Origin of the sequence: Saccharopolyspora spinosa NRRL 18395, from assembly GCF_000194155.1 — a bacterium.
Taxonomy (GTDB): Bacteria; Actinomycetota; Actinomycetes; order Mycobacteriales; family Pseudonocardiaceae; genus Saccharopolyspora; species Saccharopolyspora spinosa.
In genome coordinates this window covers 320,912-341,247 of the sequence record NZ_GL877882.1, presented here as the reverse complement: position 1 = coordinate 341,247, position 20,336 = coordinate 320,912, and the positions used below count along the sequence as shown (strand labels likewise).

15 protein-coding genes are annotated in these 20,336 nt (G+C 68.7%); 8 read left to right on the top strand and 7 right to left on the bottom strand.

The features are described from left to right. Positions 1-216: 216 nt before the first annotated feature. From SSPN_RS0137085 to SSPN_RS61965, 7 genes are all read left to right on the top strand, one after another. Positions 217-1,227, top strand: coding sequence for an LLM class flavin-dependent oxidoreductase (locus tag SSPN_RS0137085; protein WP_237710938.1), 1,011 nt, complete (start codon positions 217-219; stop codon positions 1,225-1,227). 154 nt (positions 1,228-1,381) lie between these two features. Continuing rightward, positions 1,382-2,617 carry a bifunctional 3,4-dihydroxy-2-butanone-4-phosphate synthase/GTP cyclohydrolase II gene (locus tag SSPN_RS0137080; protein WP_010315011.1) on the top strand — a complete coding sequence of 412 codons (1,236 nt, stop codon included), beginning with the start codon at positions 1,382-1,384 and terminating at the stop codon, positions 2,615-2,617. A 112-nt stretch (positions 2,618-2,729) separates the two neighbouring features. Continuing rightward, positions 2,730-3,221 (top strand): flavin reductase family protein, encoded by a 492-nt coding sequence (locus SSPN_RS47755; RefSeq protein ID WP_337466395.1) that lies wholly within the window; start codon positions 2,730-2,732, stop codon positions 3,219-3,221. An 85-nt stretch (positions 3,222-3,306) separates the two neighbouring features. Further along, positions 3,307-4,569 (top strand): CaiB/BaiF CoA transferase family protein, encoded by a 1,263-nt coding sequence (locus SSPN_RS0137065; RefSeq protein WP_010315004.1) that lies wholly within the window; start codon positions 3,307-3,309, stop codon positions 4,567-4,569. Between the two features lie 11 nt (positions 4,570-4,580). Next, positions 4,581-5,468: a hydroxymethylglutaryl-CoA lyase gene (locus SSPN_RS0137060; protein WP_010315002.1), complete on the top strand. Its 888-nt coding sequence runs from the start codon at positions 4,581-4,583 to the stop codon at positions 5,466-5,468. Between the two features lie 52 nt (positions 5,469-5,520). Beyond that, positions 5,521-6,993: an aldehyde dehydrogenase gene (locus tag SSPN_RS0137055; RefSeq protein WP_010315001.1), complete on the top strand. Its 1,473-nt coding sequence runs from the start codon at positions 5,521-5,523 to the stop codon at positions 6,991-6,993. Positions 6,994-7,101: 108 nt separating this feature from the next. Continuing rightward, positions 7,102-7,383, top strand: a complete 282-nt coding sequence (locus SSPN_RS61965; RefSeq protein WP_337466400.1) for a peptidoglycan-binding domain-containing protein — start codon at positions 7,102-7,104, stop codon at positions 7,381-7,383. 119 nt (positions 7,384-7,502) lie between these two features. On the opposite strand, the gene SSPN_RS0137045 is transcribed toward SSPN_RS61965, so the two are convergent. Beyond that, positions 7,503-8,342, bottom strand: a complete 840-nt coding sequence (locus SSPN_RS0137045) for a DUF3626 domain-containing protein (RefSeq protein WP_010314996.1) — start codon at positions 8,340-8,342, stop codon at positions 7,503-7,505. Between the two features lie 273 nt (positions 8,343-8,615). Between SSPN_RS0137045 and SSPN_RS0137040 the strand changes: the two genes are divergently transcribed. Beyond that, positions 8,616-10,400: an ABC transporter ATP-binding protein gene (locus SSPN_RS0137040; protein WP_010314994.1), complete on the top strand. Its 1,785-nt coding sequence runs from the start codon at positions 8,616-8,618 to the stop codon at positions 10,398-10,400. A gap of 45 nt (positions 10,401-10,445) precedes the next feature. Here the strand turns inward: SSPN_RS0137040 and SSPN_RS0137035 are convergent, their stop codons facing one another. The 6 genes from SSPN_RS0137035 to SSPN_RS0137010 form a co-directional block, all read right to left on the bottom strand. Then, positions 10,446-11,852: a glycosyltransferase family 39 protein gene (locus tag SSPN_RS0137035; protein ID WP_029536097.1), complete on the bottom strand. Its 1,407-nt coding sequence runs from the start codon at positions 11,850-11,852 to the stop codon at positions 10,446-10,448. Between the two features lie 162 nt (positions 11,853-12,014). Further along, positions 12,015-13,925: a hypothetical protein gene (locus tag SSPN_RS0137030; RefSeq protein ID WP_010314990.1), complete on the bottom strand. Its 1,911-nt coding sequence runs from the start codon at positions 13,923-13,925 to the stop codon at positions 12,015-12,017. Between the two features lie 76 nt (positions 13,926-14,001). Continuing rightward, a complete protein-coding gene (locus SSPN_RS0137025; protein ID WP_010314987.1) occupies positions 14,002-15,366 on the bottom strand; it encodes a TrpB-like pyridoxal phosphate-dependent enzyme in 1,365 nt (454 codons plus the stop codon). Beyond that, positions 15,366-15,677 carry an acyl carrier protein gene (locus tag SSPN_RS0137020; protein WP_010314986.1) on the bottom strand — a complete coding sequence of 104 codons (312 nt, stop codon included), beginning with the start codon at positions 15,675-15,677 and terminating at the stop codon, positions 15,366-15,368. The genes SSPN_RS0137025 and SSPN_RS0137020 overlap by 1 nt, the downstream gene beginning before the upstream one ends. A gap of 201 nt (positions 15,678-15,878) precedes the next feature. Then, positions 15,879-16,379 carry a DUF7700 domain-containing protein gene (locus SSPN_RS0137015; RefSeq protein WP_010314985.1) on the bottom strand — a complete coding sequence of 167 codons (501 nt, stop codon included), beginning with the start codon at positions 16,377-16,379 and terminating at the stop codon, positions 15,879-15,881. A 33-nt stretch (positions 16,380-16,412) separates the two neighbouring features. Continuing rightward, entirely contained in the window at positions 16,413-20,177 is a 3,765-nt protein-coding gene (locus SSPN_RS0137010; RefSeq protein WP_010314984.1) for an SDR family NAD(P)-dependent oxidoreductase, read from the bottom strand. Between the last annotated feature and the right edge of the window lie 159 nt (positions 20,178-20,336).

Genomic DNA, 20,336 nt, shown 5'->3' with positions numbered 1-20,336 from the left:
AGCCCGCTTTCTTAACGTGTCTGTGATCACGTTGTGCCGTTATTGCGCATCAGTTCCCCACCAACGCCGCTGGAGATAGATCTCATGGTTGAGACAATTACGCATGGACGCGAACAGGCGCTGCCATTGCAACACCCGCGTACCGGTCCGTCCATCTTTAACGACCAGAAGATGAAACTCGGGCTGTTCGGGTCCAATTGCTCAGGCGGCCTGTGCATGACCGAGGCGGATACGACTTACGAGATCACTTGGGAACACACCAAGTCGATCGCGCAGAAGGCGGATCAGCTGGGCATGGAGGCGATGGTCCCGGTCGCGCGGTGGAAGGGATTCGGCGGGAACGTCAACTTCAACGGGACGAATTTCGAAACCTTCACCTGGGCCGCGGGGCTGGCCGAGGCGACCGAGCAGATCACCCTGTTCACCACGACGCACATCCCCACGGTCCATCCGATCGTCGCGGCGAACATGGCCGTCACCAACGATCACATCTCGGGCGGCCGTTTCGGCCTCAACCTCGTCATGGGATGGTTCCCGCCGGAGATGAAGATGTTCAACCCGGACCAACTCCCGCACGATGAGCGATACCAGTATGGCGCCGAGTGGCTCGAGTTCGTCGAACAGCTCTGGACCGCAGCAGGCGAATTCGACTTCGACGGCAAATACTTCCAGGCCACGCGTTGCGAATCCGAACCGAAGCCGCTGCAAAATCCCCGTCCGGTCCTGATCAACGCGGGCAACTCCCCGGCCGGCATCGAATTCTCCTCTCGGTACGTGGACATCAACTTCGCCTCGTTGGACATCGAGAAGATGCCCGACTACACGCGAACTGTGAAGAAGAAGGCGAAGGACGACTACCAGCGGACGATCAGCACCATGACGTACGGGCTCGTCGTCGTGCGCGACACCGAGGCAGCGGCCAAGCGCGTCCATCAGGAGATCATCGACAAGGGCGACTGGCCCGGTGCTCGCAACCTGATGAGTGCCATCGGGATGGAGAGCCAGTCCTTCAACGAGCAGGTCGAGAAGTTCCAGGAGCGCTTCATCGCCGGCTGGGCCGGTATGCCCCTGGTCGGCACGCCCGAGCAGGTCGTCGAGGGGTTCCAGCAGATCTCCGACGCCGGCATGGAGGGCATGATCATGGGCTTCCTCGACTACAACGAGGAGCTGGATTACTTCGGCGAGGCCGTGATGCCGCTGATGCGTGAGGCCGGCCTGCGCCACTGAGCACGCGCCCGCGACGTTCTGGCGCTCCGGCGTCGCTTCACCGGGTGGGGCCTCGAAGGGAGCGGGAGCCCCGGGCCCCACCCAGAGCCACGACAGCCGCTGACAGCACACGACGCGCTCCCGAGTGGTTTTCATTTGGCCGGAGGTACCCGTGATGAGCGATGTGAACGGAACAGAGGCGGTCCAACGCGCCGTTGACGCGTTGGCCGCAGGCGGCATGGTCGTCGTGGTTGACGACGCCGACAGGGAGGATGAGGGCGACCTCGTCGTGGCCGCGGACTCGGTGACCGAGGAGCAGATCGCCTTCATGGTGCGGCACACCACGGGGATCCTCTGCGCGCCGATGCCTGGTTCGCGGGTTGATGAATTGCGACTGCCGCAGATGGTGTCCACCGGTGCCAACACTGACAACCACGGAACGGCGTTCACCGTCAGTGTCGATCACGTCGACACCGGCACAGGAGTGTCGGCTGCAGATCGGCGGTTGACCGCAGCAGCCCTCGCGCGCTCTGACCTTCGCCCAGAACAACTGCGGCGACCAGGCCATGTTTTCCCCTTGCGCGCACGCGACGGTGGCGTCCTCGCCCGCTGCGGACACACCGAGGCGGCGGTGGACCTGTTGTCCCTGGCTGGCCGCGAACCTGTAGGCGTGATCAGCGAAATCGTCGCAGCGGACGGCTCGATGGCACGGGGCGCATCTCTCCGCCGATTCGCGGTGGAACATCGCCTCCCGGTGTTGTCCATCGCCGACCTCGTGCGCTTCCGGCAAACGACGGAAAGCTCAGTGGCGCACCTCGCGACCGCGGCGATGCCCACGGCCTTCGGTGAGTTCCGGGCGATGGCCTACAGGTCCACATTGGATGATTCCGAACATTTGGCGATGGTACTCGGCGATGTCGCTTCGGCCGGACGATCCGAACAAGGCGCTTTGGTCCGCGTGCACAGCGAATGCCTCACTGGCGACATCCTCGGATCGCTGCGCTGCGACTGCGGATCGCAGCTGGAACAGGCGCTGCGCGCGATCGCCGACGAAGGTTGCGGTGTGCTGGTGTACCTGCGCGGACACGAAGGCCGAGGCATCGGCCTCGCGCACAAAATCCGCGCATACGCGCTGCAGGAAGACGGCCTGGACACGGTGGAGGGGAACACCGCGCAGGGCTTGCCCGTCGACTCACGGCACTACGGGCTCGGCGCCCAGATCCTCGCCGATCTGGGGGTCCACCGGTTGCGCCTGATCACCAACAACCCCGCGAAATGCGCAGGGCTCGACGGAGACGGCCTGCAGGTGGTCAGCCGCGTATCACTGCCAACCGCCGCACATCCCCAGAACATGCGCTACCTGCGGACCAAGCAGACGCGCATGGGCCACCACCTCGATATCGCCCGCTGAGGCATACCACGGCTAATCGAGCCCTCGGACGGTCGCGCACCTCAACGGCGGCATCGGTGCGTGCAGCACGGCAGCGACGCTGCGGATCCGAGAGCAGCGATGGAAGGAACGAATGATGACCACGACGCGGGCGAGATCATTCCGGAAAGTGCTGGGGCACTTCCCCTCCGGAATCACGATCATCACGGCGCTCAGCGAGGACGGCCCGGTGGGGTTCACGTGCCAGTCGTTCTCCTCGCTGTCGTTGGACCCACCGATGGTTCTGGTTCTACCGGGCCGATCTTCGACCAGCTGGCCGCGGATCAGTGCCACCGGGAGATTCTGCGTGAACGTCCTCGCAGCTCACCAAGCCCACCTCAGCACGACATTCGCGACATCAGGAGCCGACAAGTTCGCTGGTGTCCCCTGGGCTCCTTCCCCGCTAGGGCTGCCTGTGCTCGAAGGTTCCTGCGCGTGGATCGAGTGCGAGATCGACGCGGTCCATCCCGGCGGTGACCACCTGATCGTCGTGGGCGCTGTCCGTGACCTGGGCAGCCGAGCCGACAGCAGCCCCCTGCTGTTTCACCGCGGTTCGTACGCGAAGACGACCGACCTCGGGAGATGAGTCACCCCGCCCTGCAATGCCCCCGCCGATCGCCAGCCGCAGGACCGGCCACGTTTGACCGACCGCTGAAAAGAGGAACCACATCGTGTCCACTCGCGATGCACCACACGAACCGCCCGCCGAACGGCGCACCGATGCGCCCGCACCTGTTCGCGGTCCGCTCGACGGGCTTCGCGTTCTCGAACTCGGCACACTCGTCGCCGGCCCCTTCGCCGGTCGGCTGCTCGGCGATTACGGCGCTGACGTCATCAAGGTCGAGGCGCCAGGAAGAGCCGATCCGCTGCGCGACTGGGGCCAGGTTTCGCACCAGGGCCACCGGCTGTTCTGGACCGTGCACGCCCGCAACAAGCGGTGCATCACGCTGGACCTCCGTTCCGAGCGCGGGCAGCAGCTCGTGCTCGACCTCGTCTCGACGTCCGACATCGTGATCGAGAACTTCCGCCCCGGCACGCTCGAACGCTGGAACCTCGGCTACGAGCGCCTGCGTCATGTCAACCGTGGTGTCATCCTCGCTCGGATCAGCGGATACGGGCAGACCGGTCCGTACGCGGGCAAACCCGGGTATGCCTCGGTCGCCGAGGCGATGAGCGGTCTGCGCGCGATCAACGGGTACCCGGGCCAAGCTCCCCCGCGCATGGCGATCTCGCTCGGTGATTCGCTGGCCGGCATGGTCGCCGTGCAGGGCGTCCTCGCCGCGCTTCACCGCCGGACGGTCACCGGTGAGGGCCAGGTCGTCGACGTCGCGCTGACCGAGTCCTGCTTGGCCCTGCTCGAATCGACCATTCCGGACTTCGACCGCACCGGACACGTGCGCGGCCCCGGCGGAACGCGGTTGGACGGCATCGCGCCCTCGAACCTCTACCAGGCTGCCGACGGGACGTGGGTGGTGGTCGCAGCCAACCAGGACACGGTCTTTCGTCGCTTGTGCGACGCGATGGAGCTGCCGGAGCTGGCCGATGATCCCCGGTTCGCAGACCACCTCGCCCGTGGAGAACACCAGGACGCGATCGACGAGATCGTTGCCGAATGGGTCGCCCAATACCCATCTTCGGAAGTTCAGAAGCGCCTCGACGCCACCGGCGTGATCGTCGGTCCGCTCTACACCGCAGCCGAGATCGTGTCCGATCCCCACTACCAGGCCAGGGGAATGCTGGTCGAGCACCACGATGAGCGCCTCGGCGAAGCCGTACTGGGCCCCGGGGTGGTGCCCGGGTTCTCGGCAACCCCAGGTTCGGTGCGGTGGGCAGGCCCTCCAAAACTGGGAACGCACAACGACGAGGTATACGGGACCGTGCTAAGCCTGTCCGAGGAAGACCTCGCCGAGCTGCGTTCCAGCGGAACGATCTAGGAGACCCGGCCGTGGTTCACATCGTCGAAGTCAGCCCCCGAGACGGACTGCAGAACGAGAAGAAGGTTCTCGACACAGGCACGAAGCTCGACTTGATCCGACGAATCGTCGCAACAGGTGTGCGGCGCATCGAGGCGGTGTCGTTCGTGCATCCCCGGCTCGTGCCGACCATGTCCGACGCCGAGCAGGTCATGGCCGGAGTCGAGCGGCGGGACGACATCTCCTACATCGGCCTGGTGCTCAACCACCGCGGTTTCGCACGAGCACGGGACGCAGGGGTCGACGAGATCAACATCGTCGTCCCCGCCACCGATGGTTTCGCCAAGGCCAACCAGAATTCGACCAGCCAGGCCCTGACCGACACCGCCGCGGAGATCATCGACTCGGCTCGCAAGTGCGGACTGTTCACCACGGTCACCGTGGCGGTCGCGTTCGGGTGTCCGTTCGACGGCGAGGTGCCGCCGGAGCGCGTCGTCGACATCGCTGACCGCGCCCAGGCCGCAGGTGCCGACGAGATCGCTCTCGCCGACACGGTCGGCGTGGGGGTTCCGTCACAGGTGCGAACTCTGCTCGGCGGGGTGCGCTCGGTGGCCCCGAATACCCTCCTGAGAGCGCATTTCCACAACACGCGAAACACCGGCTACGCCAACGCCGTCGCTGCTGTGGACAGCGGGGTCGACGCTCTCGACTCCTCGAACGGGGGCATCGGCGGCTGCCCGTTCGCGCCTGCCGCGACGGGCAACATCGCCACCGACGACCTCGTCTACCTGCTCGACCGGATGGGCCACGACACCGGGCTCGACCTGCAACAGCTGCTGTCGGTGTCCCACTACCTCGGTGACGTGCTCGACTCCCCTTTCCCTGCTCTACTGCCGCGAGCAGGTGGCTTCCCTGACTGATCACGCGAAAACGAACGCAGATGGGCGGGCCTCCGCCCGGAAAGGAAGTCTCATGTCGATCCTCGAACAGTTCCGAATGCTCATCGGCGGAAAACCGGTCGACGCGCTCTCCGGCAAGACCTTCGAGAGCCAGAACCCCTACACCGGCGAATCGTGGGCACGCATTCCCGATGGCACCGCCGCCGACGTCAACGCTGCGGTCGCTGCTGCCAAAGCAGCTTTCGACGGCGAGTGGAGCCGGATGACCGGCTTCGCCCGGGCCGCGTGCCTGCGCCGACTCGGTGACCTCGTCACGGCCAACGCAGAGCGGCTCGCCCGGCTGGAGGTCAACGACAACGGCAAGCTCCACCGTGAAATGGTCGGCCAGCTCAACAGCCTCAGCACCTGGTTCCACTACTACGCCGGACTCGCCACCACCATCGAAGGCCGCCAGATCCCCGCCCCCAACCCCGATTACCTCGTCTACACCCAGCGGGACCCGGTCGGTGTGGTCGCGGCAATCACCCCGTGGAACTCTCCGTTGCTGCTGATGACGTGGAAGCTCGCCCCGGCGCTGGCCGCTGGTTGCACGATCGTCATCAAACCCTCCGAGCACGCCCCGGCGTCGACCCTCGGCTTCGCCGAGCTCATCGAGCAGGCGGGCATCCCGGCAGGCGTGGTCAACGTCGTCACCGGCCTCTCCCGCGAGGTCGGCGAACACCTCGCTTCCCACCCCGACATCGCCAAGGTCGCTTTCACGGGCTCGACCGCCACCGGCCGCGCGGTCGCCCGCGCCGCAGCCGACCGCCTGGTCCCGGCAACCTTGGAACTCGGAGGGAAGTCGCCGCAGGTCGTCTTCCCCGACGCGGATTTGAAGGCCGCCGCCAACGGGCTGGTCGCCGGCGTCTTCGCCGCCACCGGCCAAACCTGCATGGCCGGCTCCCGGCTGATCTGCCACGCCGACGTGCACGACGAGCTCACCCGCCTGGTCGCCGAACGCGCCGCCCAGATCAAGCTCGGAGACCCGAACGATCCCGCAACCGAGATGGGGCCGGTCGCCAACGCAGCGCAGTACGAGAAGGTGCTCGGCTATCTCGACCAAGCCCGTGCCGAGGGGGCCACCGTCGCCTACGGTGGCGCCGCCGAGGACGCGCTCGGCGGGTACTTCGTCAAACCCACCGTGCTGACGGTCAAACCCACCGACACCGTCTTCCGCGAAGAGGTCTTCGGCCCCGTGCTCTCCGCGGTGACCTTCACCGACGAGGACGAGGCGATCCGGCTGGCCAACGACACCCCCTACGGCCTCGCCGGCGCCGTGTGGACCAAGGACGTCCACCGCGCACACCGCGTCGCCGGCAAGATCCGCGCCGGCTCGGTGTGGATCAACGCCTACCGCGTCGTTGCCCCCAACGTCCCCTTCGGCGGCTACAAATCCTCCGGACTCGGACGCGAGAACGGCATCGACTCCCTCGACCCCTACCTGGAGAACAAATCCGTCTGGGTCGAGCTCACCGGCGGCACCAGAGACCCCTTCATCCTCGGCTGACGCGATACGAAGGCCGAACTGTCGATCTCCCTGCCACAACAGAGGGGGCACCGGGCAAAAACGTGAACTGCTCCCCGGAAGTTGGACTGAGGTGTTGCTCGACGTTGCCTGTGGGGTTCCAGATTTGATGTCCTGCTATGGCACGAGAAAACCGGAGCCGGCCTGTTCGGCGGGTCGGGCTGGGCGGCGCTGACGCCGGTACTGGACCCGGGCACGCGGGGCGAGGGTGCGGGCCGCGGCTGTACTGCTGACCTCCCTGGCCGGCATGGGCCCGAAGCGACGGGGTTCGGGGACCGGATGACCCCGGCGGTGCGGGAATTCCAGGCAGGTGCCGGGATCGCGGCCACCGGCACCATCGACGAGCACACCTGGCGGCGGCTGCTGAACTGACTCGCGCGCCCGGACCGGTGCACGAGTACGGAATACGTGTGCTGGGGCGGTGGGTGGTCTGCCGCCTTCTTCCCGAGGTCGTCGAGGTCAACCCGGGAGCCGAACCAGCGGGACGATTCTTACGCCGTGCCGGGTGGGCCGAAGCGTGCCAGGTAGTGCCACACCCGCTTGAGTGAGTGGGGGTCGACGTGGTCCGCGGCCTGCCCGAGGATGCGCGGATCGAGGATTCCGTTTTGGGCGATGCGGGCCGCCAGATCGAGGTATTCCTGGCCGCGGTATGCGGCGTGCTCAGCGAGGTCGCCGACGGCGACCCGGAATCCGGGGTGCCATTCCACCGGGCAGCCGAGCTGCCGGGCGGCGTCGGCGACCTCCGTTCCGTGGTGCGACGGGTCTAGGACCAGTGCCTCCACGTCACGGTCCAGGCGCAGCGGGCCGTGTACTTGTGCCTCGATGTAGTCGTCGAGGGCGTCGCGGTCGTCGGCGCGGGCGAGTTCGATGAGTCCCATGCGGGCCGCGGTCCCGAAGTCGGCGGGTTCGAAGGCGCTGTCCGGGTAGCAGAACGTCGACCGCCGCTGTGTGTGCGTCCGCAGCCGTAGGTGGGCGGAACCGAACCGGGGCGCGGCGCCGGCCACGTAATGACGGAAGTTCAATGCCCCGTACACGGGTCGTTCCTCGGCGGGCGCGTCGTCGTAGGCGCCGTTGAAGATCCGGCTCTCCCATCGCCACCGGTCCCCGCCGGAAAACGCGCTCAGGCGACCGTTGCCGATTCGGGTGACGAACTGCGAGTAGTAAACGCCGTCCTGTGCCAGTGCCAGCAGCACCGGTCGTCCCCGTGCCAGCCGGTCGGGGTGGAAGTTGATGGTCACCCGCAGCGCCGGATTCACCGGTGGCCCGGAGGCCAGCCCGGCGACATGGCCGAGGGCGCGCTCCCGGCGTGCCCGGGACGTTGCTGTGGTCATCTCCGCATTCTGTGGTCCGTCACCGGCCGACGGTGTGGCAAGGATGTGCTGGCTCGCAGATTCGAGGCCGTCTCCCACGGATGGAGTACAAGAGCGGGGAACTGCGGTGATTTGGCCGAGCGGATGATGGCTCGACACGCGTGAAATCACCTATGATAAGCGGTCGCGAGTCCCGTAGTTCCCACGGCCACATGGGTATTCGCGCTCGGGTGAGCGAAATCAGCCATAGTGAGGGGGCGTTCCGTCGTGTCGGAGCGAAGAACGGCGGTACGGTTGGCACTGCGCTATTACTGGCGCGAATTCTTCAGCCGCAAATGGATGTCCATTCCCGGGGTCCTGGGGCCCGCGATGTCCAACATCGGCATTCGCTACGTCGCACCGCTGGTCGTCGCCGGGCTCGCCGGGCGGATCAGCGGCGGGATGGACGTCACCTTCGGCTCGGTCGCACCGTGGATACTCGGATTCGCCGCGGTCCTGCTGGCCGGGGAGGTGTTCTGGCGGATCGGCCAGCACTGTCTCAACAGGACGGAGGGCTATGGCGTCGAGCACCTGTACGTGCTCGGCATGAACGAGCTGCTGGCCAAGGACGCCGCGTTCTTCCACGATAACTTCGCCGGTGCACTGACCAAGCGGGCGGTGAGCTTCGCGTCGCGGTTCGAGGAATTCGTGGACATGATGGCGTTCTCGGTGCTGGCGAATCTCGTGCCGCTGCTGTTCGCGTCGGCGGTGCTGTGGCAGTACGACCCGATACTCGTCTTCGTCCTGGTGGGCCTCATCGCGCTCACCGGGTTCGTCATCGCGCCACTCGTGCGGCGCAGGCAGAAGCTGGTCGAAGCACGGGAGGCCCAGTACGCGCAGGTGTCCGGGTGCGTGGCCGACACTATCGGCAACATGTCGACCGTGCGTGCCTTCGCGGCGGAAGCCAGAGAGGCCAGCGAGCACCGGGATCGCGTCGCGCACCTGCGCCGGCTCGCGATTCGCTCGTGGGACTACACGAACCTGCGCATCGACGTCGTGATCGCCCCGCTGTCGGTCCTCACCAACGCGCTGGGCCTGCTGACCGTGGTCAGCCTCTCCGGTGGCCGGTTGGGCGTGGAGGGGATCATCGTGGCATTCACGTACTTTTCCAACGCGACGCGAATCATGTTCGAGTTCAACAGAATCTACCGGCGACTGGAGAGCTCGCTGACCGAGGCGGCGCAGTTCACCGAGCTGCTGCTGACGCCGCCGACGGTGCTCGAACCGCCCGCGCCGGAACCGCTGCGCCCGGCCGCGGCGGACATCCGGTTCGAGCGGGTGCGGTTCGCCCACCCGGGCGCACCGACCCTGTTCGACGGGCTGGACCTGGCGGTGCCGAGCGGGACGACGGTGGGGCTCGTCGGCCGGTCCGGCGGCGGCAAGACGACCCTCACCCAGTTGCTGCTGCGCCTGACGGACGTCGAGTCGGGCACGATCCGGGTCTGTGGCCACGACATCGCGCGGCTTCGGCAGGCGGACCTGCGCAGCCTGATCGCATACGTCCCGCAGGAGCCGGCGATGTTCCACCGGTCGCTGCGCGAGAACATCGTGTTCGCCCGGCCGGACGCCACCGAGGCGGAGATCCAGAAGGCGGCGCAGGCCGCGCACGTCACCGAGTTCGCCGAGTCCCTGCCCGACGGGTTCGACACGCTGGTCGGTGAGCGCGGCATCAAGCTGTCCGGCGGGCAGCGCCAGCGGGTGGCCCTGGCCCGCGCGATCCTGCGGGACGCGCCGATCCTGCTGCTCGACGAGGCGACGAGCGCGCTGGACTCGCAGAGCGAGATCCTGATCCAGGAAGCGCTCTGGCAGATCATGGCGGGACGGACCGCGCTCGTGGTGGCGCACCGCCTGAGCACGGTCGCCCGCATGGACCAGCTGGTGGTCCTCGACCACGGCGAGATCATCGAGCAGGGCACCCACAATGAGCTGCTGGCGCGGCGGGGAACCTACGCCCGCCTATGGCAGCACCAGTCGGGTGGTTTCCTGATCGAGGACAAGGACGACGCCGGAACGCCGGCCCACACCCGAGGCGGGCGCTAGGACGCAGCCGTCAGGCAGTTAACCAGATCGTTCCGTTGGTGGCGGTCAGCAGTGGCCGTCCTTGGCGTAGGTGGCGATGGCCACCCCCGTCACCCGGGTGACCGTGCACTCCCGGAAGTACGCGGCGAGGGTCTGCCGCTTGACGACCTCTTGGGGGCGGGTGTCCATCGGCTCCCCGCGGGGCGGGTCGTCGCGGAGCACGACGATGCGGTCGGTGGACAGCAGTGCGCTTCTGACCCGGTCCGCGGGCAGTTCGACTCCGTACGCCGTGCCCGAGGGAACTGGTGCCTGGGCGACGGCCACGTCACGCAATCCCCGGAAGACTTCCGGGTACACCTGCGTGACCTCCCGGCGCCGGAGGGGCAGGAACACCACACCGTCGCCCTGTTCGGCCAGGTCCGCCACGGCCCTGGCCACCGCGGCGTCGTCGTCCAATCTGCTGTCCGCGCGGCGCAGAGATATCCAGTCAGGCACCTGGCCGGCGATGAGCAGACCGGTCAGGACGACGAGGACCGCGCGGCACGGCCAAGTCCACCGGACCCGCGCCGCCGCGGTCCACAGGCGGTCCAGTCCTCCCCCGGCAAGTAGGGCGAACCCGATGACGAAGTAGAGGACGTACCGGTTGATGTACAACGGCTCGATAGTGAACGACACAAGGAGAAGCAGCGCCGTGGGCACGAGCAGCATCGGCAGCGCCAGCACCCACAGCGCGACCGGCCGCCCCCGCTCGCCTCTCAACGCGACCAGCACGCCCGCACCTGTCACGCCGAGCGCCACCAGAACCGGGTAGTCGAACAGGTTGTGCCAGCCAGGAGTGGCGATCCAGTCGACCATGTCCCGCTGCCCGAAAGTGACCCACGCGAGCGGCGCGATGCCCACCGCGACACCCGCGACCGCGAGCAGCCACTTGCGGACGGTCGGCCACGGGACGCGCGCCACGAGCAGGGTTGTGCCGTGGGCGGTCAGGCTCAGCACGGCGAATTCGTGGCACAGGCAGGCGGTCAGCGACACGACGGCGTACCACACCCACAGCGCGGTCCGGCCCTCGTCGAGTCCGCGGACCAGCAGCCAGGTGGCCACGGCGACCAAAGCGGTCACCAGCGCGTAGGAACGCCCTGCCTGCATGTATTGCATTCCCACCGGGGCGAGCGGGAGCAGCACGCCCGCGAGCAGGCCCGCCCCCGGTCCTGCCAGCCGGTGCCCAATGGCGGCGACCACGGCCGAGGCGACGGACATGGCCAGTACCGAGGGCAGGCGCAGCGTCACCAGGCCGTCGCCGAACACGCCGAACACGCCCTGCATGAACAGGTAGTAAAAGCCGTGGACGCTCTCGGTCTGCATAGCGACGATGTCCGGCAAGGTGCGGGTCGCCATGTCATAGGTGGTGGTCTCGTCGCCCCATAGGCTGCCCTCGCGGCGGATGCCCCAGAGTCCCTGGCCGAGTGTCAGCAAGAACGGGACCGCGAGTGCCCACCAGGGTGGCGGGCCCGGACGGGCGATGACGGGCCGATTGAGTTTCTGTTCCTGCGAAATGGGAGCCTCCAAGTGCTCATCGTGGTGCGTCGGGTCGACCAGGCGTCGTTCGAGTGACGGACGATGAGCCGGGACTTGGGGTCATGGAGTGGTTTTCGCGGTCAGCCGCATCCGCGCGATTCGGACCAGGTGCAGGCTCTCCGGTCCCAGGCCGAGCACCGACATCGCCGATGCCGTGCTCTGCGGCGCGCGTGCCGCCGGTGACCATCGAAAACTCAGTTCGTTGGCGCCCGGGACGAGGAGTTCGACGGGCAGCGTGAGCCGGTGGCATTCCCATTCGTCGGTCACCTGACCCACGTAGCACCTGCCGCCATTGAGCGTCACGACGAACCGGCTGGTGGGCAACCCGGTTCCGAGGGTCAGTACGGTCTCCAGCCCAAGCGGCCGATCCCCGGCCGTCACGAACCCGTAGCGGCTGGTCGGCCCCCGCTCCCCGGTGAAGACGTCGAGCTGGTGCGGCGGCCCGTCCCGCTCCTGCCAGAACGGCTCCAGGAGGTTCAGCTCGTCGACGTCCTCGACCCGCAACCCACGCCAGGTCTCGGCCAGACCCGCCTGGAGCACCGCACTGTCGGCGCCCAGGACCCGCAGCGCCCGCGCCGCGAACTCGGCGTCGAGCGCGGCCTGGTGAGAGAAGTTCTTGAGGAACCGGTGCATCCGGCCCGGCCCGCACGCCGAGGCGACCGACAGCCAGAACAGCGCGGTCGGCACCGACATCGCGAAGTAGGACACGAGATTGTCCACACTGGACCGATCAGTGCGCAGCGCGGCGGCGATCCAGTGTTGCACGGTCGCCGCGGACTGACCCCAGTGCTGGTTGTGCAGCGCTGCCAGCAGGTAACACTCGGCGAGCCGGTCGGCGGGCAAGTCCGGCTCGGACCGCGCGGGCACGCCGGACACCGGTGCGCCGATCGCAGCGGCCACTTCGACCGCGATGTCGCCGGCCACCGCCCCGAGTGACTCCGAGGTGTGGTGACAGTAGTCCAGGAACGCGTCCTTGCCGAAGGCACGCGAGCCCCACCGCTGCTGTGTGCGAGCGGGCACGTCGACGAGGCGGAACCCGGGCGTCGCACCGAGCAGGCGCAGCTCGGTCGCCACCTCCAGGGGGCAGCGCCGGCCGTAATGAGCCGGGTCCGCGCCGACCCCGACCGCCTCCGTGAGCAGTTCGAGGCCACCGGTCTCCCGTCCGCGGCAGACCATGTCCCGGCCAATGATCTCCAGCGGCCGGGGCGTGCTGCCGCCGTCCAGCCCGGCGAGCCGGTCGGCCAGCTCGGAGCGGCGGTCGGCCAAGTCGGGCGAGGTGTCCTCGTCGGGCAGTGCGGCCAGCTCCTCCTGCGTCACCGCCCACTCCGCCACGCGTCCGGCCGGCAGCCAGGCGGGCACGACCCACGGGGACCGCCAGTCGAGCAGGTTGACGGCGGGGACGACCACGACCAGCGGCATGTTCGCCTCGGTGCACAGCCGCTCCGTCTCGCCACGGAACTCGCGGGCCAGAGTGACCAGTGCGCGCCGCCGTGCGGCCAGGTACTCCGGGTACCCGCCGCATTGGAAGAGCTCCGCCGTCGACGATCGCTGGTCTGGCTCCAGCCACGGCGTCGAGCGCAGGAAGTTGTTGCCGACGTAGAGCACGATCGCCGCCGACCCCAGCTCGATCGCGGCACGGCACAGCTTCACCGCGCCCTGCGGGGATAAGTTGTTGACCGCAAGGTCGACCAGTTCGATGTCGGCACCCACCCGTTTGAAGGCGTCCCGGCACAGGTCGGCGAGGGTGACCACTGGATCGAGGAGGAATCCCCTGGCCACCGACTCCCCGACCAGGGTCACCCGTACCGAGGGCCCCGGGCGGACCTCGATCCGCTCGGCGGGCGACCACGAACCACTCTCCCGCGGCCATCCCTCCGCGTAGCCGTGTTCCTGGCGGACCAGGGCGGACCCGTCCGCCGAAAGGCTCCACGGGCCGATGCCTGCCTCGATGACTCGCCCTCCCACGCTCATCGGCACTCCTTACCGTCATCGCTCAGAAGAAGCCGTAAACCTCGCCGCTCGACCGCGATCACGGGCGGCGCCGCTATCACTCCATGCGACCGCCGAGCGACGTCTCGATGTCCTCGTCGCTCGGCGCGAAGTCGACCAGCTCGCCGGCGAGGAACTTGTCGTAGGCAACGAGATCAAGCAGCCCGTGGCCGCTCACGCCGAACAGGATCACGCGACGTTCCCCTCGTTCCTTGGCCGCGAGCGCCTCGTCGATCGCGCACGCCACGGCGTGCGCCGCCTCCGGCGCGGGCACCACGTTCTCGGCACGCGCGAAAGTGGTGCCGCTGTCGAAAACCCGGTTCTGTCCATAGGCGACGGCTTCGACCAGGCCCTTGTCGTACATGGCACTGACGATCGGCGCGGCACCGTGGTAGCGCAGCCCGCCCGCGTGGATTTGGTAGGCGGAGAAACGGTGTCCCAGGGTGTACATCTTGGTCAGCGGGGTCACGCCGGACAGGTCGGTGTGGTCGGCCAGGTACCGGCCTCTGGTCATCTTCGGGCAGGCTTCCGATTCGACCGCGACGAACCGGGTGGCCGCGTCCCGCACGCTTGCCTCCCGGAAGAACGGGAAGGCGAGCCCGGCGAAGTTGCTGCCGGCGCCCATCGCGCCGATGACGACGTCCGGGAACTCCCCGGCCAGTGCCATCTGCCGCAGGGCCTCCTCCCCGATGACCGTCTGGTGCAACAGAACGTGGTTCTCTCCACTGCCGATGGAGAACCGGGAACCCGCCCTGCCGCTTGCGTACTCGATGGCTTCGGCGTTGGCGATGCCGAGGCTGCCCGGCGAGTCGGGGTCGGCGCGCAGCGCGGCCCGGCCGACCTCGGTCAGCTCGCTCGGGCTCACCACGACTCGCGCCCCGTTGAGCCGCATGAGCGTGCCGCGCTGAGGCTTTTGCTCGTAGCTGCACCGCACCATGAAAGCGGTGCAGCCGATGCCGTACGGGTGGCAGGCCATCGCCAGCGCGCTGCCCCACTGACCCGCTCCCGTACCGGTCACGATCTCCCGGACGCCGGAGCGCCGGTAGTAGTAGACCTGTGCCAGCGCGGTGTTGAGCTTGTGGCTGCCCGACGGGCTGGTTCCCTCGTACTTGTAGTAAATGTGCGCCGGGGTGCCGAGCGCACGCTCCAGCCCAGTGGCCCGGTACAAAGGCGTGGGCCGCCACCGCTGGTACTGCTCGCGCACCTCGGCCGGGATCTCGACGTAGCGCGCGCGGCCGGTGCTCTGCCGGTACATCGACAGCGGGAGCTGCGGCCGCAACGCGCGCTCCTCGCCATCGGCGGGCGCGATGCGGCGGGCGGGCCGCGGCGGCGGTACCTCGACCGGCAGGTCCGCGAGGATGTTGTACCAGTGTGCCGGGACGTCGTCGGCGTCCAGCCGGTACGCCGGGCCGCGTTGTTCCATCAGCGCGCCCCGTCTCGGACGACCAACCGGCCGACCAGGTCGATCAGGCTGCCCACTTTCTTCATCTCGGCGTTCATCACGTCCTCGTCGTCGATCTCGATGCCGAATTCCTGTTCCAGGGTGACCAGCAGGTGCAGCAACGTCATCGAGTCCATTCCGAGGAACGAGGAGTAGAGCGAGGTGTCCTCGGTCAGCTGTTCCCGGCTGATGTCGAGCTCCAGCACGGCGATGACGGTGTCTTTCACCCGCGCGGTCAGCTCCTCCTCTCGCAGTGTCCTCGTGGCCGGCGCGTTGTCGTTCATCTGCGTCATAACCCCTCGTCGGATCCAGCACTTTCCGTGGATTCATGATGTTCAACGGGTCCGGGGCGGCCTGGACCGTTCGGTGCACGCCGAGTCCGCACCGTGCCAGTGCCGTTCGAGTGCACCGACGCCGTGCTCGCCGGAAAGCGTGCCGCCCAGCCGAAATCGGTACGGGCATCTCGTCGGCCGCGTCCCGGGGCCGGGCGGTGGCTAGTCCCCGCCACCGCCTACGGCGTGGACGAGCACCGCGCGGGACGAGGGGTGCAGCGCGGCCTTGACCGCGGACATGACGGTCGGTATCGCCGCGTCCAGCGTCGCGGTGTCGACCGAATCGGCCAGTTCGGGCCGCCCCTTTTCGCGGAGCAGGCCGGGCAGGTCGCGCAGTCTGCGCTCGATCCAGCCGAGCGGGTCCGCCGACAGGTGGTCATCGAAGACGCGCGGGCCGACATCGCCTTCCACGAACGTCGGGTGGTGGTGGTAGCGGACCTCGTTGTCGCCGGAATCGACCCGCACCGACAGGTCGATGCGGTAGATGCCGCCGTCGCCGACCGGCAGCACCTGGAAGCCCTCGGCCCCGGGACGGTGGTGGCTGCCCGGGTATGCCTCCGCCCTGCGGATGTCTATCCGGCAGCCCGCATCGACCTCCTCGTAGTGCTCCACCCAGTACTGGACCACGATGGCCACGTCACCGTTGAAATATGCGAAGTTCACCCGTCTTCCTTTCGTGTCCGGTGTGTCGTGCCTTCAGTGCCGGTCTCCGGTGGGTGCGCGTACCCGGTCGATCGCGCTCGCCAGGCTCTCGACCGTCGGGTGGTCGTAGAGGTCCTGCACGGACAGGTCGATGTCGAAAGCGACGTTCACCCGGTCGACCAGCCGCATCGCCATCAGCGAGTTCCCGCCCCGGTCGAAGAAGTGGTCCTGATGGCCCAGCGACGGCAGCCGCAGCGCCACCCGCCAGATGGCCGCGACCGCCGCCTCGATCTCGGGATCCCGCTGCACCGTCGCGTCGGGTTCCGGCTGTACCGGGGTTTCGGGTTCCCAGTCGGCGCTCACGGCCACGCCGGGGCCGATGGCGGCGACGACCGCGGCCCGCACCCGTTCCTCGGGGACGTCACCCCGGTAGGACACCGTTACCTGAAATTGCCGGGAAACCGCCGGATCGAGCTCTGCGCTGATGTACTCGTTGTCCTCGTCCAGTCCAATGAGGACGTGCGCGGCGGGGTCGGCGAGCGCGGCGGCGAACAGCCGCACGCCACGCTCGGGATCGATCGCCCGGTACCCGTGGCGCCGCAAGGCATCCAGCCCGGCGTCGCCATCCGGGCCGGTTGTCCACCGGCTCCAGGACTGGCACTGGACGGGCCTGCCGAGGGCGCGCCAGCGCGCGGCGAACGCGGGGAGGAAGCCGCTCGCGGAGGCATAGGCACCGAACGCCGTGCCGCCGAAATGCCCGTTCACAGAGGAGAACAGGACCATCAGCGCGTCCGGTCGGTTTCGCAGCACCTCACCGACGACCTCGGTGCCCGCGATCTTGGCCGCGCGCATCCGTTCGAACTCGCCGGGGTCCTCCTCGGTCAGCAGGTGCGCGGACAGATCCCGCCAGTAGTGCCCGAAGCCGGCACCCGCCAGGTGCACCAACCCGTCCAGCGCTCGTCCGTGGTGCTGCTCGGCATCGGTGACCACGGCGCGCATGGCGGCTAGGTCCGTGACGTCGGCACGCCGGTAGGTGACCTCGCCGAGTGCGGCGAGGTCGGCCAGCCGGGCGGCCCGCTCCCCGGTGGGTTCGGAGCGGCCGGTGAGGACAAGCCGGGCTTCATACTCGGTCAGCAGGTACCGGGCAAGCGGCACGCCGATGCCGCCGAGCCCGCCGGTCAGCAAGTACAGCCCTCCACGGCGGATGGTGTGCGCGGGCACGCCTCGCGGGTCCGGTAGCGGGCTCAGCCGGGGTGCCAGACGCCGCTCGCCGCGGTGGGCGATCACGGCATCGGCGCCACCGTCGGCCAGCGCGGTGAGGACGGCGCCCGCCCGGTCGCCGTGCTCCCGGCCGAAGTCGAGCTGGCGGACCCACCGGCCACCGGCCTCGGCGTTGGCGGTGCGGACCAGCCCGGTGACCGTCGCGCGCACCGGGTCGACGGGGTCTCCCGGTGTGGCCAGGGCGTTCGTGGTGATCACGCAGAGTTCCGGCCGGTCAGCGGCCAGAGCGGCGATGGTGTGGTGCAGTGACCGGGCGGACCGGTCGAGCGCGGTGGCCTGCGACGACTCCGGCGCGCCGGCCGCCCAGGCGTGGACGACCGCCCCGGGCGACCCGTAGTCCGCGCGGACCGCGGTCAGCAGCGCGCGGTAGTGCGCGCGGTCGGCCGGGTCCACCCGGTAGCGGCCGGCCGAGTCCCGGCCGAATGCCTCGCCGGGGAGGACCGAAACGACCGTGACGTCCGCGCGAGCGGCGAGCCTCACACCGAGGTCACCATCGTCGAGCACCACCCACGGGCCGGGCGGCGCCGCGCCCGGTGCGGCCGGCACCGGCGGCCAGGTCAGTCCGAACATCCACGACGGCTCGTCGTCCTCGACGGCGTCGGATGGCGCGCCCGGTCCGGCGTCGTCGAGTGCGGCCAGCGCGTCGTCGAACGCTCCCGCTTGATACTCGGCGAGCAGCCGGGCACGTTCGATCTTTCCTGCCGATGACTTGGGGAATGCCGCCTGCGGTACCGGGACCACCACGCGCGGCAGCAAGCCGACCTCCCTGGCGAGCCGGGTGCGGATCTTGCCGATCACGGTGTCCGGCCGCCGTTCGCCCGCTTCGTCGAGCACGCAGAGCACGACCAGTTCGTCGGTGCCGGTGTCCGGATCGTGTTCACTGCCCGCGGCGACGAAGGTGGGCAGCACGCCGTCGACCCGCTCCACCACAGACTCGATCTCGTGGCACGAGTAGTTGGCGCTGCGGACGACGACGACTTCCTTCTCCCGCCCGGTGATCACCAGCCTGCCGCCGTGAACGAACGCGAGGTCCCCGGTGACGAACCAGCCATCGTCGGTGAAGGCCTCGGCGTTGGCGGTCGGGTTGTTGTGGTAGCCCACCATCGTGGTGGCGCCGCGCGTCTGGAGCCGGCCGATCCGGTTCTCCGGGACGACCTGGCCCGTGGCGTCGACGATTCGCACCGCCGTGCCCGGGATGGGTACGCCTACCTCCGCAAAGGTGGGGTGGCCGGGCGCGGGACCGGGCAGCGGCGCCAGCGTTCCGTCCAGTGTGGCCGCGTCGATGGTCAATACCCCGGTCGGCTCGCGGTCGGCCCGCAGCGTGGAATGCACCATGCCGCCGCACATCTCCGACATGCCCCACGCCGGGCGCATCACGTCCGGGGCAAGGCCGTGCGGGGCGAGCAGCCGCAGGAAATCCTGTGTCGTGGGGCCGACGATCGCCTCGCCGCCGTTGGTGATGTCCCGCACGGTGGACAGGTCCCACGAACGCCTCTCGATGTCCGCGGCGAGGCCGGTCACCAGACTGATAACGAAGTTGGGCGCCGACGTGTTGGTGACCCGGTACCGGTCCAGCCAGTCCAGCCAGCGCAGCGGGTCGGCGATGAAGCTGTCGGTGCGCGCGTTGACGTGCTCCCACCGCATGATCACATCCCGGAGGTTGTGCATCACCATGCCGGCGACGTGGTCCAGCGGCATGAAGTTCAGCGTCACCTCCTCGGGGCCGAAACCGTTGGCGGCGACGTTGATATACGCGCGGTTGACGACCGTGCGGTGCGAATGCCGGACACACTTGGGCACCCCGGTGCTCCCCGAGGTGAGCAGGTGTACCGCGGCGTCGTCCGGCGCGGCCTGGTGCGGTTCGGCGGCAGGTCCGGCGTGCAGGTGCTCCACCGCGTGCACCGTGAGGTCATGTTCGTCCCACAGCGCACGCAGCCCGGCGATCTGGTCGACGAGCGCGGCGTCGGTGAGTATGGGGGCGCCGTTGAGCAGTTCCCGGACCCCGCGCAGTCTGCGGGTCACCGCGTTCTCCCAGCGGTAGGTCGGTGCCACCCCGATCGGAGTGGGCACGAACCCGCCGAGCAGACACGCCCAGAACCCGGTGACGAAGTTGCGGTTGTCGGCGCAGTGCACCAGTACCGAGTCGCCCGGGGCGAGCCCGGCGGCCCGAAGCCCGGACAGGACGCGGCGGGAATCGGACAGCAGGAGCCGGTAGCTCTGCCGGCGTTCGCTGCCGTCCGCGAGCACGAACGTGGTCCCACGGTCGCCCTCGGCCGCCCGCAGCAGCGCGTCGACGAGTGTCGCCGGAGCGCCCTGCGGGGTGGTCCACGGCCCCCCGTCCAAGACGGCCGGTGGGAACCGGTCATCGCAGGACGCTTCGTTGCTGCCCGTTCCGGCGGGTGCGGGCACCCGGCGCAATATCCGCCGGCGCGAACGGGTGCTGGCGCTGGCCTGTGAGACGCCGGGCACGGCGCGTGCGGCGGCCGCGGCCGCGGCGGCGAAATCCGCGGGCGAACGCACGGCTGGCGCAGAGGGCATGGCGTTCTCCTGTCCCGGTCGCACGTCTTCGTGTCGACCAAGGATGGACGGGTCGGTGCCGCGTTCAACTGCGATAGCACACAGTTGAACGTCGGCGGAACCAGTCGCGGTTGGGGGTAGCGTTGCCGAGGCCCATGTATCCGCCCGACGGGACGGAGA